This is a genomic window from Micrococcus antarcticus (assembly GCF_044872765.1).
In the GTDB taxonomy this organism is placed as follows: domain Bacteria; phylum Actinomycetota; class Actinomycetes; order Actinomycetales; family Micrococcaceae; genus Micrococcus.
In genome coordinates this window covers 2,153,847-2,169,025 of record NZ_CP085253.1, presented here as the reverse complement: position 1 = coordinate 2,169,025, position 15,179 = coordinate 2,153,847, and the positions used below count along the sequence as shown (strand labels likewise).

Genomic DNA, 15,179 nt, shown 5'->3' with positions numbered 1-15,179 from the left:
CAGCGAGCCTGAGCAGGGCGGTCGGGGACGGGTTCAGCCTAGTGGGCGGGCACCACGAGCGCCGTGGCCAGCCCGACGAGCCCCTCGCCCGCTCCGATGAACCCCAGCCCGTCCGTCGTCGCGGCGCTGACGGACACGGGGGCGCCGTCGAGCGCGGCCGAGAGCGCGGCCTCCATCTCGGCCCGGCGCGTGCCCACCTTGGGACGCGGGGCGATGACCTGCACGGCCACGTTGCCCACACGGAAGCCGGCCTCCGCCAGCAGGCGCAGCACCTCGCGCAGCATGGCCTCGCCCGTCGCGTCCTTCATCTCCCAGCGATCCGTGCCGAAGACGGCGCCGAGGTCGCCGAGGCCCGCGGCGGAGAGCAGCGCGTTGCACATGGCGTGGGCCGCGACGTCGCCGTTGGACGTGGCGGCGACGCCGCGCTCGCCGGGCCAGTGGATCCCGCCGAGCCACAGCGGGCGCGGGGCGTCCTCGGGTGCCCACTGGTGGATGTCCGTGCCGATGCCGGTGCGGGGCAGCACGGGGAGGGCGGGGGTCTGGGTGGCGGTGGCGTCGGCCATGGCGGTCCTCTCGTCGGGCGTGCGGTCGGCGGGGCGGCGCGCGAGGAGCGCGGCCGCCAGGTCCAGGTCCAGCGGGGTGGTCACCTTGAACGCCTCGGCGTGGCCGGGCACCACCGCGACGGCATGGCCCGCGGCCTCCATCACCATGGCGTCGTCCGTGAGGGCGGCGGCGTCCCGGGCGGGATCGGCGCGGACGGCCTCGTGGGCGGCGAGCAGCGCGTCCAGGTCGAAGCCCTGCGGGGTCTGGACGGCGCGCAGTCCGCCGCGGGGCGGGGTGCCGCGCACCGTGAGGCGCAGGGTCCGCTCGCCCGGCGCCGCTCCTGCGTCCGCCAGCACGACCTCCTTCACCGTGTCCGTCAGCGGGACTCCGGGGATCGCGGCGACGGCGCCGGCGTCCAGCGCCTCCTGCACCGCGGCGAACACGGCCGGCGGCGTGAGCGCGCGGGCGGCGTCGTGCACGAGGACGTGGCGCGGACCGGGCACCCCGCGCCCCAGGGCGCGGTCGGCGGCGGCGAGCCCGGAGCGCACGGAGTCCGCCCGTTCGGCGCCGCCGGGCACGCAGGCCACGGGCGCCCCGAGCCGGGCCCGCCCCTCGGCGACGACCGCGCGGACCCGCGCACCGCCGTCCGGGTCCGCGGGGACCAGCACGACGACGGCGTCCAGCGACGTTCCGGCGTCCCGGGCCGCGGCGACGGCGTCCAGGCAGTGGGCGAGGAGGGCACGCCCGTCCGCGAGCGGGGCGAGGGCCTTGGGCATCCCCGCGCCGAGGCGGGTGCCGGAGCCGGCGGCGGCGATCACGAGCGCGGTGGGCATGGCCCCCATCCTAGGGACGGCCCGCACTGCAGGACCTGCAGACATGGGCAGGACCTGCGTCTCCGACGCAGATCCTGCCCATGTCTTCCGATCCGTCCGCGACGGCGGAGGGTCAGCCCTCGAGCACCTTGTCCAGCATGCCCTCGGCCTCCTCCTCGGAGGTCTTCTTGGCGAGCGCGAGCTCGGACACCAGCACCTGGCGCGCCTTGGAGAGCATGCGCTTCTCCCCGGCCGACAGCCCGCGGTCCTGGTCGCGGCGCCACAGGTCGCGGACGACCTCGGCGACCTTGTTGACGTCACCGCTGGCGAGCTTCTCCAGGTTCGCCTTGTACCGGCGGGACCAGTTGGTGGGCTCCTCGACGTGCTCGGCCTGCAGCACCTCGATCACGTGGTCCAGACCCTCGGAGTCCACGACGTCACGCACTCCCACGAGGTCCACGTTCTCCGCCGGGACCTCGATGGTCAGGTCACCCTGCGCCACCTTGAGCTTGAGATACATCTTCTCTTCACCCCTGATGGTGCGCATCTTGATCTCCTCGATCCGCGCAGCACCGTGGTGGGGGTAGACGACGGTCTCTCCGACCTCAAAAACCATGTGATGTGCCCCTTTCCAGACGGCTCATTCTATCACGGATAAGCCATTTCCCCGCGCGCGTCCCCCCTCTCCAGGCCGCTCCCTGTGGTAGTGGGGCCGCCGGAGCGATCAGGGGGCGGCATCCGGCCATGCGGTACCCTGACGGGTGAGGCCCCGACCGGGCCCCTCCGCCCTCGCACCTGTAGGAGAACCCCGTGAAGTTCGCCGCCACCCGGCCCGCCCGGCGCCGCCTCGCCGCGGGCGCCGTCGCCGCCGCCGCCCTCCTGGGCGTCACCGGCTGCTCCGCCGTGAGCCCCGTCGCCACCGGCATCCAGTACTCCGCCTCCGACGGCGTCAACGGCAGTTCGGAGGGGTTCATCCGCTACTCCAACCTCCTCCTCGTGGGCGCAGGGGACTCGGGTCCGGCGCGCCTGATCGGCTCCCTGGAGAACCCCTCGGACCAGGACATGGCGTACACCTTCACCACGCCGACGGGCGGCTCCGCCACCGTCGACGTGCCCGCCGGTGAGACGGTCGTCCTCGAAGACCAGGACATCGCCCTGGAGCGCAAGGACGCCTGGGTCGGCGAGCTGCTCCCCGTGGTCATCAAGGGACAGGGCTTCGAGACCGAGGCCCGGGTGCCGCTGATGTCCGCCACGCAGGAGCAGTACCGCGACCTGCTGCCCGAGGGCGTCAGCCCCTCGGACGAGGAGCTCGAGGGCCACCTCCACGAGGAGAGCCTGCACTACGGCGAGGGCCACTGAGCCCAGCACCGCCACGTCGGCCCCGCATCCTCCTCGCCGGAGGTGCGGGGCCGACGTCGTCCCGCGCGGAGGCCGGCCGGTCTCAGGCCTCGAACTTGTACCCCAGGCCGCGGACGGTCACCAGATGCCGCGGGCTCGAGGGGTCCGGCTCGATCTTGGAGCGCAGGCGCTTGACGTGGACGTCGAGGGTCTTGGTGTCCCCCACGTAGTCCGAGCCCCACACGCGGTCGATGAGCTGGCCGCGGGTGAGGACGCGGCCGGCGTTGCGCAGCAGCATCTCGAGCAGCTCGAACTCCTTGAGCGGCAGGGAGACCTGCTGGCCGTCCACCGCCACCACGTGCCGCTCGATGTCCATGCGCACCGGGCCGGCGGCCACGGCGGAGGCCACGAGCTCCTCGGGCTCCCCCTGGCGGCGCATGACCGCGCGCACGCGGGCCACGAGCTCACGGGAGGAGTAGGGCTTGGTGACGTAGTCGTCCGCCCCGATCTCCAGACCCACGACCTTGTCGATCTCCGAGTCCTTGGCGGTCAGCATGATGACCGGGACGTTGGAGCGCTGGCGCACCTGGCGGCAGACCTCCGTCCCGGACATCCCCGGGAGCATGAGGTCGAGCAGGATGAGGTCCGCACCGGAGCGCTCGAACTCCGCGAGCGCCTCGTTGCCGTCCGCGGCCACCGTGACCTCGAAGCCCTCCTTGTTGAGGAGGTAGGACAGCGGGTCGCTGAACGACTCCTCGTCCTCCACGATCAAGATGCGGCTCATGCGCTGATCTCCTTCCGGGGTGCGGCCGATGCGGTCACTCGATGACCGCGGCGTTGCGTGACATGGGTGCCGGCCTGCCCGCCGACGACGGGGCTGCCGTCGTCCTCCCACTCGGGCAGCCGGATGGTGAAGGTGGAGCCGCGTCCCGGCTGGGACCACAGCGTGACCTCGCCGCCGTGGTTGATCACCACGTGCTTGACGATGCTCAGGCCCAGGCCCGTGCCGCCGGTCTGGCGGGAGCGGGCCGCGTCCACGCGGTAGAAGCGCTCGAACACGCGCTCCTGGTCCTCCGGGCTGATGCCCATGCCCTGGTCCGTGACGGTCACCTGGGCCAGCCCGTCGTGCGCGCTCAGCCCGATGCCCACGGTGGTGCCGTCCGGGGAGTAGCGCACCGCGTTGTCGATGAGGTTGCGCACCGCCGTCATCAGCTGGTCCGGGTCCCCGTGGACCATGGCGTCCATGCGGCCGCCGACCTTCAGGGTGATGCCGCGGGCCTCCGCCGTGAGGCGCAGGCGGTCCACGGCCTCGAGGACCACGGTCCGCAGGTCGACGGCGCGGCCCTCCTGGACCACGTCCTTGGCCTGGAGCCGGGAGAACTCGATGATGTCCTGCACGAGGGCGGTGAGCCGCTTCGACTCGATGCCCAGGCGCATCGCGAAGCGGCGCACGGCCTCCTCGTCCTCCGCCGCGTCCCCGATGGCCTCCGAGAGCAGGGAGATGGCACCCACGGGCGTCTTCAGCTCGTGGGACACGTTGACCACGAAGTCGTGGCGCATGGCCTCCGTGCGGGTCAGGTCCGTGCGATCGTCGGCGAGGATGAGGATGTACTCCTCGTCCAGCGGGGCCACCCGCAGCTCCACCACGAGGCTCGAGGGGGCCAGCGGGCCGCGCGAGAGCTCGATCCGCCGCTCGAGGATCACGCCGTCCGAGCGGACGGCGCCCGTGAACTCGCGCAGCTGCTCGTGGACGAGGGAGTGGCCCCGCACGAGGCCGAAGGCGTAGGCGGACGGATTGGCGCGCACCACGCCGTCGACGGCGTCCACCACCACGTAGGCACGGCCGATGACGGAGAGAACCTCCGCGGTGCCGGGAGCGAGAGTGGGCTCCTCGACGGCCAGGTCCACCGTGCGCGAGCGCTCGGATGCCCGGAAGGCCAGCATGGAGGCCACTCCGATGAGCAGTCCGACCAGTCCGCAGAGGAGGCCGATGATGACGGGATCCACGCGCCCAGCCTAGCCTGCGGCACGGGGCGACCGGGCGGCCAGGAGAGCGTCGATCCGCCGCCGGGCGCCGTTCATGCCGTGTTCACCTCCACCTGACATGGTGAATGCTTCATTGAAGGGGCGCAGCACGGCAGGAAGCACGGCAGACGGTGCGCCCGCACGCGGAGAGGACGTCATGAGGGAGCTGTACCGCGCCAACCTCGACCGGTTGGGACGCGACCTCGTGGAGATCGCCCGCCTCGTCCACCGCGCCGCCCTCGACGGGCGCACGGCGCTCGAGACCGCGGACGTGCACGGAGCGGAGCGGGTCATCTCCGAGGACGCCCGCATCGACATGCTCCAGGAGTCCCTCGACGATCAGGCCGTCCGTCTCCTGTCCCTCCAGGCCCCGGTGGCCACGGACCTGCGCACCGTCGTCGCCTCGCTGCGGATGAGCTCCTCGCTGGAGCGCATGGGCGACCTCGCCCGGCACATCGCCCAGCTCACCCGGCTGCGGTACCCGGAGCACGTGATCCCGGAGGCCGTGCGCCCCGTCTTCACGCAGCTGGCGGACGCCGCCGTCGAGGTGGCCGAGGAGGCCGTCCTCCTGCTCGAGACCCTGGACCTGGCCCACGCGGACCGCATCCACGCCCTGAACGTGGACGTGAACGCCCTGCACCTGTCCGTGTTCCGGGCCATCGCGTCACCCGACTGGACAGCCTCGCCCTCCACGACCACCGACGTCACCCTGGCCTCGCGATACTTCGAGCGGTTCACCGACCACGGTCTCGCCGTCGCGCTGAAGGTCCGCTACCTGGTGACGGGCGAATGCCACCACCACCGCGGCGCGGACGCCAACGGCGCCTGACTCCTCCTGCACCACGCGCCGGGCCCCCTCCTCACAGGAGGGGGCCCGGCCCGTCGTCGCGCGTGGGGACGTCAGTGCTTCTGACCCTGCGCGGCCACGGCGGCGGCACCGGCGGCGGCGGCCTCCGGGTCCAGGTAGCGGCCGTGCGGGGTGACGGGCTTGAGGTCCTCGTCCAGCTCGTACACGAGCGGGATGCCGGTGGGGATGTTCAGGCCGGCGATGTCCTCGTCGGAGATCCCGTCCAGGTGCTTCACGAGCGCGCGCAGCGAGTTGCCGTGGGCGGCCACGAGCACCGTCTTCCCGGCCTTGAGGTCCGGCACGATCTCGCCCTCCCAGTAGGGCAGGAGGCGGTCGATGACGTTCTTCAGGGCCTCGGTGCGCGGGGCGTCGTCGCCCAGCTCGGCGTAGCGCTCCTCCCCGGCCTGAGAGAACTCGGACGAGTCGTCGAGTGCGGGCGGCGGGGTGTCGAACGAGCGGCGCCACACCATGAACTGCTCCTCGCCGAACTCCTCCTTCACCTGGGCCTTGTCCTTGCCCTGGAGGGCGCCGTAGTGGCGCTCGTTCAGGCGCCAGTCGCGCTTGACCGGGATCCACTGGCGGTCCGCGGCCTCGAGCGCGAGGTTGGCGGTGGTGATGGCGCGCTTCAGCAGGGAGGTGTGCAGCACGTCCGGGGCGATGCCCTCGGCCGCCATGAGCTCACCGCCGCGGGTCGCCTCGGCCCGGCCCTTCTCGGTGAGCGGCACGTCCACCCAGCCGGTGAAGAGGTTCTTCTCGTTCCAGTCGCTCTGGCCGTGCCGCAGCAGGACCAGCGTGTAAGTGGTGTTCGCCATGGCCCCATGATAGGCGGGGCCCCCTCACGCCGGGCCAGGGACGGCCCCCGCTGCGGCCCGCCTCCGACGTCCGCCGGCGGCCGGAGCGCTCGCCTAGGCTGGCGGCCATGGTGGAGAAGGCCCGGCGGCTGCGCGCGCCCGTGACGGCGGCCCGCGGCGTGGCGCGCGGGCCCCAGGGGCACGTCACGCGGGGCACGACCTTCGCCCAGCGCATGCGCCGGGTCGACCGCTGGCTCGCCGACGTCCATGGCCCCCTGCTGCGCCGCACCCCGAGGCCCCTCGTGGTGGACCTCGGCTTCGGCGCCGAGCCCGTGACCGCCGTCGAGATGTTCCACCGCCTGCGCGCCGTGAACCCGGAGCTCGAGCTGACGGGCCTGGAGATCGACCCGGCACGCGTGGCCCGTGCCCGTGAGCGCGCAGCCGGCGTCCCCGGGCTGACATGGGAGGTGGGCGGCTTCGAACTGGCGGTCCCCCGCGCGCCGACGGTGGTGCGGGCCTTCAACGTGCTGCGCCAGTACCGCGAGGAGGATGTGCCCGACGTGTGGGCCATGATGCGGTCCCGCCTCGCCGGGGGCGGCGTGCTCGTGGAGGGCACGTGCTCCGAGGACGGGCGGCGGGCGGCGTGGGTGGACCTGCGCCCGGAGGGGCCTCACTCGCTCACGGTGGCGATGCGCTTCGGCGCCTTCGCCCGGCCCAGCGACGTCGCCGAGCGCCTCCCCAAGGCCCTCATCCACCGGCACGTGCCCGGCGAGCCCGTGCACCGGTTCCTCGCCGCCGCCGACGCGGCGTGGGAGCGCTTCGCCCCGCTCGCGCCCTACGGGCCGAGGCAGCGCTGGATCGCGACGGCGGACGCTCTGCGGACCGAGGGGTGGCCGGTGCTGGGGCGCGCGCACCAGTGGCGGCGCGGGGAGCTGAGCGTGCGCTGGGACGCGGTGGCGCCGTCGGCGTGATGCGGGCGGGAGCGGCGCGGAGCCGCAGCCCTCAGCGGCCGAGCAGGCGGAGCGTTCAGCGGCTGTAGAGGCGCAGCTCTCCGCGCGGACCGGCGAGGTAGACGGCGGCCACGCAGACCGCAGCGATGCTGAACATGCCGAGGCCGGCGCCCATGAGCAGGCCCATCGCGCCCACCGCGAGCGCGATGCCGGTGAGCAGCAGCCAGAAGCTGCGGTCCCGCTGGCCGGCACGCAGGAATTCGGCGGGGCCGCGGCGGAGCACGTCCACGAACGCCCAGATCTCGACGCCCACGGCCACGAGCGCCATCGCCTGGAACAGCCAGTGCTCGAACGTGAGGGCGAAGACCATGGGAGCGCTCATGCCCGCCAGTCTAGAGGCAGGGGGGCGCCGGGCGGCGTCGTCCACAGGGTGCCTCGGCGTCCACCCCTCCGTCTAGGCTCGGGGGGTGAGCACCTCGCCCGAGCACCCCGGAGCAGCGCATCCCGGCCTGTTCGTCGCCCTCGAAGGCACGGACGGCTCCGGGAAGTCGACGCAGGCGCGCGCCCTCGCTGAGGCCCTGCGCGCGGCCGGACGGGACGTGCTGCTCACCCGCGAGCCCGGCGGATCGGACCTGGGCGAGCTCCTCCGGGCGCTCATCCTGGATCCGGCGCACGCCCCCGTGGATCCGCGCACGGAGGCCCTGCTCTTCGCGGCGGCCCGCTCCGCCCACGTGGAGCGCACGCTGCGCCCCGCTCTCGCGGCCGGGCGCGTCGTGATCACGGACCGGTACGTGGACTCCTCGATCGCCTATCAGGGGGCCGTGCGCGGCCTGGGCGCGCCGCGGATCGCCGAGCTGAACGCGTGGGCCACGGACGGGCTCGTCCCGGACCTCACCGTGCTGCTGGACGCGGAACCGGAGACGGCCGCCGGTCGCCGCACCGGGCGCGAGCGCGCCGGGGGCGGTGCCCCGGACCGGATGGAGCAGGAGACGGCCTCGGCCCACGGCACCCTGCGCGCCGCGTTCCTGGCCCGCGCCCACCAGGAGCCCGCGCGCTACCTCGTGCTGGACGCGGCGCGCCCGCCGGAGGAGCTGACCCGCCGCATCGTGGAGCGCGTCCTGACGGCGGCGGCCCGATGATCGGGGAGACGGCGCCGGAGACCGCCGGCGTGTTCGCCGACCTCGCGGGCCAGGACGCGGTCGTGGCCCAGCTGCGGCGCGCCGCGGCCGAGGAGCGCCCCACGCATGCGTGGCTCTTCACCGGCCCTCCCGGCTCCGGGCGCTCGACGGCGGCGCGCGCCTTCGCCGCCGCCCTGCAGTGCGAGTCCCCCGATCCCCTGCAGCGCGGCTGCGGGCGGTGCCACGCGTGCCGCACCGCCCTGGCGGGGACGCATCCGGACGTCACCGTGCTGGCCACGGAGGGCGTGAGCTACCGGATCGAGGACGTGCGCGCCCTCGTGGAGACCGGCCAGTCCACCCCCGCCACGGGCCGGTGGCGGATCTTCCTCATGGAGGACGCGGACCGCATGACCGAGCGGGCCACCAACGTGCTGCTCAAGGCCATCGAGGAGCCCCCGGAGCGGACCGTCTGGATGCTCTGCTCGCCCTCCCCGGCGGACGTGCTGCCCACCATCCGCTCCCGCTGCCGGCTCGTGACCCTGCGGATCCCGGCCGTCGAGGACGTGGCCGCGCTGCTGCACCGCCGGGACGGGCTGGACACGGACACCGCGCTCCTCACCGCCCGGATCTCGCAGTCCCACGTGGGCATGGCCCGGCGCCTGGCCCGGGACCCCGAGGCGCTGCGCCGCCGGGAGGCCGTCCTCTCCCTGCCCCTGCGGGCCACCGCGGTCTCCGATGCGATGGCGACGGCGGCCGAGCTGGCCGAGGTCTCCCGCGCCGAGGCGGAGTCCTCCTCGGCCGCGCGGGACGCGGAGGAGCTGGCCGGGCTGCGCCGCGCGCTCGGCATCGAGGGCTCGGAGGCCGTGCCGCCCAAGCTGCGCCATCACGTCAAGCGCCTCGAGGAGGAGCAGGCCCGGCGCCGCAAGCGCTCCGTGCGGGACGCGCTGGACCGGGCGATGATCGACGTGATCGGCCTCTTCCGGGACGTGCTGCGCGTGCAGCTGGGCGCGGAGGGCGAGCTGATCAACGAGCACCGCCGCGCGGAGATCGAGGCGTACGCACGCGGGGCCGCGGGCTCCTCGGCGGACGTGGTGGCCCGGATCGACGCCGTGGCCCAGGCCCGGACCCGGCTCGCCGGCAACGTGCCGGAGCAGCTGGCCCTGGAGGCCATGATGCTCGCGCTCCTGCCGCGCCGGGCCCGTTCCGGCGCTCGCGGCTGAGTCAGCCGCGGACCTCGACGAGCCCGGGGACCTGGCCGAGCGAGTCGACCACGTGGTCGGCGCCGGCCTCCCACAGCTGCCCGGCGTCGCCCTCCCCCGAGCGCACGCCCACCACCAGCCCCGCGCCCGCGCGGCGCCCCGCCAGGATGTCGGCGGCCGTGTCCCCCACCGTGAGCACGCTGCGCACGTCCTCGTGGTCGAGGGCGAGCAGGGCCGTGAGCGTCATGTCCGGGTAGGGCACGCCGCGGCCCGCGTCGTCGGGAGAGAGGCTGAGGTCCGCGAGGCCCATCCAGCCCAGGGACTCGAGGATCATGTTCTGCGTGTGGCGGGCGTATCCGGTGCACAGGCACAGGTCCAGGCCGAGCTCCCTCAGGCGCGTGAGCGCCTCCTCCGCCCCCGGCACGGCCCGCACGCCGTGCTCGGCGAGCAGCCGGTCGAAGGCGGTCTCGAAGGAGCGGGTGGCGGCCAGCGCGGCCGCGCGCTCGGGGAACACCTCTCGGAACACCGCGCTGCGGGAGGTGCCCCGCTGCTGCTCGAAGGTGCGGACCGCCCGATCGTGCTCGGGCGTCCCAGGCGTCACGCCGTGTGCCGCGAGGGCCTCGGAGAACGCGGTGTCCTGCAGCCCTCCCTCCACGATCGAGGTCCCGGACATGTCCACCACGGCCAGGCGCAGCGGGACGTCCGAGGGGCGCGGAGACCGGGCGGGGACGGCGGACGGCTCGGCGGGCCCCCCGCCCACGGCCCGGGGAACGGTGTGGCCCGGGCCGAGACGGACGGGGGCGGCGGGGTGCAGGCGCATGGGACGGCTCCAAGGGTGGGATCGGCTGGACCCCAGTCCATCCCGGCCAGCTGACGGGCGCATGGCGGCCGGGTGAACGCCGCCGGAGGATCCGGTCACGATCGCATATCGGGTGCCGGTGGAATCGGCGCTCCGAACCGGGTAGGATGGACTGCCGTGGCCGTTGCCGGTCACGTGCCTCCTTAGCTCAGCTGGCCAGAGCAGCTCCCTCGTAAAGAGCAGGTCGCCGGTTCGAATCCGGCAGGGGGCTCCCACGGACCCCGTCACCTCCTCGAGGCGGCGGGGTCCTTCCCGTTCCGGGACCGGCGCGGGCGTGCGCCCGGGCGGATCACCCCCGGGACGCCAGCTCCTCCGCGCGTGCCACGTGCCCGAGCGTCCGCTCCGCGTGGCGGCTCACGGCGTCCGCCGTCCCCTGGCCCAGCCGGAACATCGCGGCGGCCTGGGCCGTGGCGGCGAGCTCGTGGGAGGCCCGGGAGAGCTCCCGGTGCACCTCGGACACCGCGGTGGGGATGTGCTCGCCGTCGCCGGGGTGGGTCTCCTGCAGTCGCACGCACAGCGCCCGCACGGCGGGGACGCGGTCCGCGAGCACGTTGCCGGCGTGGACGACGCCGTTGTGCTCCTCCGGCGTGAGCGCGCTGGGGCTGCGCGCGTCCTGAACCACCTGCCAGTAGCGGTCCATCGCGCGCACGAAGCGGTCGTGGCTGCGTCGCCACAGGCCGGTGCCCAGCTCCCGGTCGTCGCTGCGCCCCTGCCGGAAGCGGGCGAAGGGCCCCCTCACGCGCGGGCCTCCGCGGCGCCGTCGCCGGGCTCGCCAGGCGCGTGATCCGCGTCGGCGGGGTCCGTCACGAGCAGGACCTTGCCCGCACGCGCGGCGTGGTCGAACCACTCCTGCGCGGCGGCCGCCTCGGCCAACGGGAAGCGCGCCGCCACGGACAGGTCGATCCGCCCCGCGGCCACGAGCGGGGACACGGCCCTCTCCGTCCCCGCCACGATCCGCGCCTTCTCCACCACCGGCCGTGAGCGCAGCGTGGCGCCCGTGAGCCACCCGCGCTTGGCCACGAGCCGCATGAGGTTGAACCCCTCGGCCTTGACCCCGCCCTGCGCGGCGATCACGACGATCCGGCCCTCCTCCGCCAGGCACCGCACGTTCGCGTCCAGGTAGGGCCCGCCGACGACGTCGAGGATCACGTCCGCCCCGCGCCCGCCCGTGCGCTCGAGCACCCACTCCGCGAACGCGCCCGGCTCGGCGGCCCGGTGGTCGAAGACGTCCTCGGCCCCGAGCGCGCGGACGCGCTCGCACTTCTGCGGCCCGCCCGCCGTGGAGAGGACGCGCCCGCCGATCGCCGCGAGGTATTGGACGGCGAACGAGCCGATCCCGCCGGAGCCCCCGTGCACGAGCACGACGTCGCCCGCGCGCACGCCGCCTCGCTCGGACATCGTGGACCACACCGTGCACGCCACCTCCGGAAGGGCGGCCGCGTCCACCAGGTCCACCCCGTCCGGCACCGCCATGAGCTGGCCCGCGGGGACGGCCACGTACTCCGCGTACCCGCCGCCGGCGAGCAGCGCGCACACCTCGTCGCCCACGGCGAACCGGCCCTCCCCCGGCAGCCCGGCCGCCGGGCCGACCTCCACGACGGTGCCCGACACCTCGAGGCCGGGGATCTCCGAGGCGCCCGACGGCGGCGGATACACCCCGGCGCGCTGCATCAGGTCCGCCCGGTTCAGCCCCGCGGCGGCCACGCGGACGAGCACCTCCCCCGGCCCGACGGCGGGGCGCGCCTCGCGCGCGGCCCGGATCCCGGCGTCGCCCTCCCCGCCCGTGTACCGCACCGCGAGCATCTCCCCGTGCCCGGCCTCTGCACTCGTCCCGTGCTCGTCCATGACGTCTCCTCGCCTCGTTCCGCGCCCTGACTCCTCCTCCTATCATCTCCCCGCCCGCGGCGCGGCGGCCACCGGGCCCGAGCCTCCCGCGGGGCGAGTCGGTAGAGTTGCCCGAGCGGTTCGAGAGCGGACCGCGGTCGAGGATGGTTGTCCGAGCGGCCGAAGGACCCGGTCTTGAAAACCGGTGTGCAGCAACCCTGCACCGTGGGTTCGAATCCCACACCATCCGCGCCGTCCCGGGCGGCGGCGGCCCGCACAGGCCGCCGCCGCCCGGCGCTGGCCCCACTCACCCGTCATTCTCTCCCCACCCGGCGTTCATCCGGAGGTCACCTCACGGTGCTGTGATCGGGGTGATGCGCCACGCACCGCGCGGCACCGCCTCATCACCACGCACCCCGGGGAGAACCATGTCCAGCCTGTTCAGCCGCCGCACCGCGGCCACCGTCGTCTGCACCACCCTGATCCTCGCGCCCGCGAGCGCCATGCCCGCCCTCGCCGTCGAGACGTCCGCGGCGGACGAGAAGACCATCTCGATCCTCTCGTTCAACGACTTCCACGGCGCCCTCTCCTCCGGCTACTCGGGCACCCAGTTCGCCGACACCGTGGAGGACTACCGCACCGCGTTCGAGGCCGAGCACGGCGCGGACTCGGTGCTGCTCACCTCCGCGGGCGACCTGATCGGCGGCTCCGCCTCGGTCTCCAACGTGCAGCAGGACAACCCCACGATCGACATCATGAACGCCCTGGGCCTGGAGGCCCTCGCCGCGGGCAACCACGAGTTCGACAAGGGCCTGGACGACCTCCAGGGCCGCGTCGCCGAGCGCGCCGACTTCCCGGTGCTCTCCGCCAACTTCGTGGACCCGACCTCCAAGGAGCCCGTCCTCACCTCCCACGTGATCCGCGAGGTCAACGGCGTGCGCGTGGCCGTGATCGGCGCCTCCCCGAACGAGCTGTACGCCACCACCACGGGCGCCGGCCTCGAGAGCAACCTGGTCATCGACATGGTGGACGCCGTCAACGCGGTGGCCACGCAGATCGAGAACGAGGGCTCCGCGGACGTGATCGTGGCCTCGTACCACGACGGCGCCGCCGGCAGCGGAGACCTGGCCTCCGAGCTCGCCGACCGCGAGGTCTTCCAGCGCATGGTGGAGGACACCGTCCCCGCCGTGGACGTCATCTTCAACGGCCACACCCACCAGCTCTACCAGTACTCCACCGAGAACGGCGGCGTGGCCCGCCCCGTGATGCAGGCCGCGCAGTCCGGCAAGAACCTCGCCGCCGTCGAGCTCACCCTGGACGCCTCCGGCGAGGTCACCTCGGTGACGCAGCAGATGCTGGAGCGCTCCACCCAGGATCCCGCCGAGGCAGCCGCCGAGTCGGCCGTCACCGCCGAGGTCTACGAGATCGAGCAGGAGGCCGTGAAGGTCTTCGAGGAGATGCAGTCCGAGGTCGTCGCCGACCTGGACGGCTCGATCACCACCGACTACCGGAAGCTCATCGAGGCCGGGAAGCCGTGGAAGGCCGGCGGCACCCGCATGGCCGAGACCACGCTGGGCAACTGGGTCGGCGACGCCGTGAAGCACGCCGCCTCCGCCGTCAACCCCGAGGTGGACCTCGGCGTGACCAACCCCGGCGGCCTGCGCTCCGAGCTGCTCGAGGACCAGTTCAACGACGGCGGCACGTTCACCTCCAAGGGCGACCTCACCGGCCAGCTGACCCTCGGCGAGCTGCTGGACGTCGCGCCGTTCGGCAACACCATCGCCTACTTCGACATCCCGGGCTCCTCCATCAAGGAGGCCATCGAGCAGAACTGGCGCGACGGCGAGCGCCGCTTCACCCTCGGCTGGTCCGAGAACCTGACCTGGACCTACGACGACTCCCGCGCCCAGGGCGACAAGGTCACCGGCATCTGGATCGACGGCGAGCCGATCGACATGGACGCCATGTACACCGTGGCCACGCAGTCCTTCCTGGCGGACGACACCTGGGTGGCCCTCGGCGACCCGGCCAAGGCCCCCGACGGCTACTCCGCCTTCGCGCAGGGCCGTGAGAACTTCGTCAACACGGGCCTGCTCGACTCCCAGGCGGTCGAGGACTACGCGCGGGCCCAGGCCGCCGAGGACGGCGCCGTCGCCCCCGACTACGCGAAGAAGAGCGTGCCGGTCACTGGCGCCCCGGCCACCGTGACCGCGGGCGAGGAGATCGTCCTCACCCTCGGCGACCTGGTGATCGACTCCGACGGCGCCCCCGCCGCCACCGCCGTGGACGTCGCCTTCGTGGGCACGGACGGCACCGCCGTGGAGCTGGGCACCGTGGAGGTGCCCGCCGGCGCTGAGACCGTGACCCTCTCGGGCATCACCGCCCCGGCCACCGCCGGCGCCGGTGAGCTGCGCATGACCGTGCGCTACGCCGACGGCACCGAGACCGTGGTGCGCCACGCCCTCGAGGTGCTGGCCGCCGAGGTCCCCGCCGAGCCGACCGACCCGACCGAGCCGACCGAGCCGACCACCCCGGCTCAGCCGGCCGAGCCGGCCGTCCCCGCGAACCCCGGCAAGCCGGGCGAGCCCGCCGAGCCTGCTCAGCCCGCCAAGCCCGCGCAGCCCGGCCACCCGGAGAAGCCGGCCAAGCCCGCCAAGCCCGCGCAGCCCGGCCACCCGGAGAAGCCGGCCAAGCCCGCCAAGCCGGCCGAGTCCGACACCGCCGAGCACACCGTCCCCACCAAGGTGCAGACCGGCGATGAGGCCGCGTGGTGGCTCGCCGGGATCGCCGCGCTCGGTGCGGGTGCGCTCGTGCGCTTCCGCAAGGCCTTCGGCACCGCCCCCACCGGCCGCTGAGACGACGACAGACTGAGA

General features: G+C 74.1%; 15 protein-coding genes and 2 tRNA genes. 8 read left to right on the top strand and 9 right to left on the bottom strand.

Going from position 1 to position 15,179, the window contains the following annotated elements; genetic code table 11:
• Positions 1 to 38: 38 nt before the first annotated feature.
• Complete coding sequence (gene ispF / locus LG274_RS10175; protein ID WP_248118379.1) at positions 39 to 1,376, bottom strand: 2-C-methyl-D-erythritol 2,4-cyclodiphosphate synthase; 1,338 nt, start codon at positions 1,374 to 1,376, stop codon at positions 39 to 41.
• A gap of 112 nt (positions 1,377 to 1,488) precedes the next feature.
• Positions 1,489 to 1,971 (bottom strand): CarD family transcriptional regulator, encoded by a 483-nt coding sequence (locus LG274_RS10170; RefSeq protein WP_248118377.1) that lies wholly within the window; start codon positions 1,969 to 1,971, stop codon positions 1,489 to 1,491.
• Positions 1,972 to 2,165: 194 nt separating this feature from the next.
• On the opposite strand from LG274_RS10170, the gene LG274_RS10165 reads away from it, so the two are divergent.
• Positions 2,166 to 2,714 (top strand): hypothetical protein, encoded by a 549-nt coding sequence (locus LG274_RS10165; RefSeq protein ID WP_248118375.1) that lies wholly within the window; start codon positions 2,166 to 2,168, stop codon positions 2,712 to 2,714.
• Positions 2,715 to 2,796: 82 nt separating this feature from the next.
• Here the strand turns inward: LG274_RS10165 and LG274_RS10160 are convergent, their stop codons facing one another.
• Positions 2,797 to 3,477 carry a response regulator transcription factor gene (locus tag LG274_RS10160; RefSeq protein WP_248118373.1) on the bottom strand — a complete coding sequence of 227 codons (681 nt, stop codon included), beginning with the start codon at positions 3,475 to 3,477 and terminating at the stop codon, positions 2,797 to 2,799.
• Positions 3,474 to 4,700: an ATP-binding protein gene (locus tag LG274_RS10155; protein WP_248118371.1), complete on the bottom strand. Its 1,227-nt coding sequence runs from the start codon at positions 4,698 to 4,700 to the stop codon at positions 3,474 to 3,476. Before LG274_RS10155 ends, LG274_RS10160 begins: the two co-directional genes overlap by 4 nt.
• A gap of 175 nt (positions 4,701 to 4,875) precedes the next feature.
• Between LG274_RS10155 and phoU the strand changes: the two genes are divergently transcribed.
• Positions 4,876 to 5,547, top strand: coding sequence for a phosphate signaling complex protein PhoU (gene phoU / locus LG274_RS10150; protein WP_248118369.1), 672 nt, complete (start codon positions 4,876 to 4,878; stop codon positions 5,545 to 5,547).
• Between the two features lie 71 nt (positions 5,548 to 5,618).
• Here phoU and LG274_RS10145 read toward each other — a convergent pair whose 3' ends face one another.
• Positions 5,619 to 6,377 (bottom strand): phosphoglyceromutase, encoded by a 759-nt coding sequence (locus LG274_RS10145; protein WP_404464288.1) that lies wholly within the window; start codon positions 6,375 to 6,377, stop codon positions 5,619 to 5,621.
• Between the two features lie 107 nt (positions 6,378 to 6,484).
• On the opposite strand from LG274_RS10145, the gene LG274_RS10140 reads away from it, so the two are divergent.
• The gene (locus tag LG274_RS10140) at positions 6,485 to 7,327 is read left to right on the top strand and encodes a class I SAM-dependent methyltransferase (protein WP_404464286.1); all 843 of its coding nucleotides are present in this window, start codon (positions 6,485 to 6,487) and stop codon (positions 7,325 to 7,327) included.
• Positions 7,328 to 7,382: 55 nt separating this feature from the next.
• On the opposite strand, the gene LG274_RS10135 is transcribed toward LG274_RS10140, so the two are convergent.
• Positions 7,383 to 7,688, bottom strand: coding sequence for a DUF2516 family protein (locus tag LG274_RS10135; RefSeq protein WP_404464284.1), 306 nt, complete (start codon positions 7,686 to 7,688; stop codon positions 7,383 to 7,385).
• 85 nt (positions 7,689 to 7,773) lie between these two features.
• On the opposite strand from LG274_RS10135, the gene tmk reads away from it, so the two are divergent.
• Together tmk and LG274_RS10125 are read left to right on the top strand one after the other, a co-directional pair.
• Positions 7,774 to 8,445: a dTMP kinase gene (gene tmk / locus LG274_RS10130; protein WP_248118362.1), complete on the top strand. Its 672-nt coding sequence runs from the start codon at positions 7,774 to 7,776 to the stop codon at positions 8,443 to 8,445.
• The gene (locus LG274_RS10125) at positions 8,442 to 9,644 is read left to right on the top strand and encodes a DNA polymerase III subunit delta' (protein WP_248118360.1); all 1,203 of its coding nucleotides are present in this window, start codon (positions 8,442 to 8,444) and stop codon (positions 9,642 to 9,644) included. Before tmk ends, LG274_RS10125 begins: the two co-directional genes overlap by 4 nt.
• Position 9,645: 1 nt before the next feature.
• Here the strand turns inward: LG274_RS10125 and LG274_RS10120 are convergent, their stop codons facing one another.
• Complete coding sequence (locus LG274_RS10120; protein ID WP_404464281.1) at positions 9,646 to 10,443, bottom strand: HAD family hydrolase; 798 nt, start codon at positions 10,441 to 10,443, stop codon at positions 9,646 to 9,648.
• A 176-nt stretch (positions 10,444 to 10,619) separates the two neighbouring features.
• Here LG274_RS10120 and LG274_RS10115 point away from each other — a divergent pair.
• Positions 10,620 to 10,693, top strand: a tRNA-Thr gene (locus LG274_RS10115).
• Between the two features lie 78 nt (positions 10,694 to 10,771).
• Here the strand turns inward: LG274_RS10115 and LG274_RS10110 are convergent.
• Both LG274_RS10110 and LG274_RS10105 read right to left on the bottom strand, forming a co-directional pair.
• Positions 10,772 to 11,221, bottom strand: coding sequence for a hypothetical protein (locus LG274_RS10110; protein ID WP_298713529.1), 450 nt, complete (start codon positions 11,219 to 11,221; stop codon positions 10,772 to 10,774).
• Positions 11,218 to 12,327, bottom strand: coding sequence for an NAD(P)H-quinone oxidoreductase (locus LG274_RS10105; RefSeq protein WP_248118354.1), 1,110 nt, complete (start codon positions 12,325 to 12,327; stop codon positions 11,218 to 11,220). The genes LG274_RS10110 and LG274_RS10105 overlap by 4 nt, the downstream gene beginning before the upstream one ends.
• Positions 12,328 to 12,468: 141 nt before the next feature.
• On the opposite strand from LG274_RS10105, the gene LG274_RS10100 reads away from it, so the two are divergent.
• A tRNA-Ser gene (locus LG274_RS10100) sits at positions 12,469 to 12,556 on the top strand.
• Positions 12,557 to 12,734: 178 nt separating this feature from the next.
• Positions 12,735 to 15,161: a 5'-nucleotidase C-terminal domain-containing protein gene (locus tag LG274_RS10095; RefSeq protein WP_404464279.1), complete on the top strand. Its 2,427-nt coding sequence runs from the start codon at positions 12,735 to 12,737 to the stop codon at positions 15,159 to 15,161.
• Positions 15,162 to 15,179 lie beyond the last annotated feature (18 nt).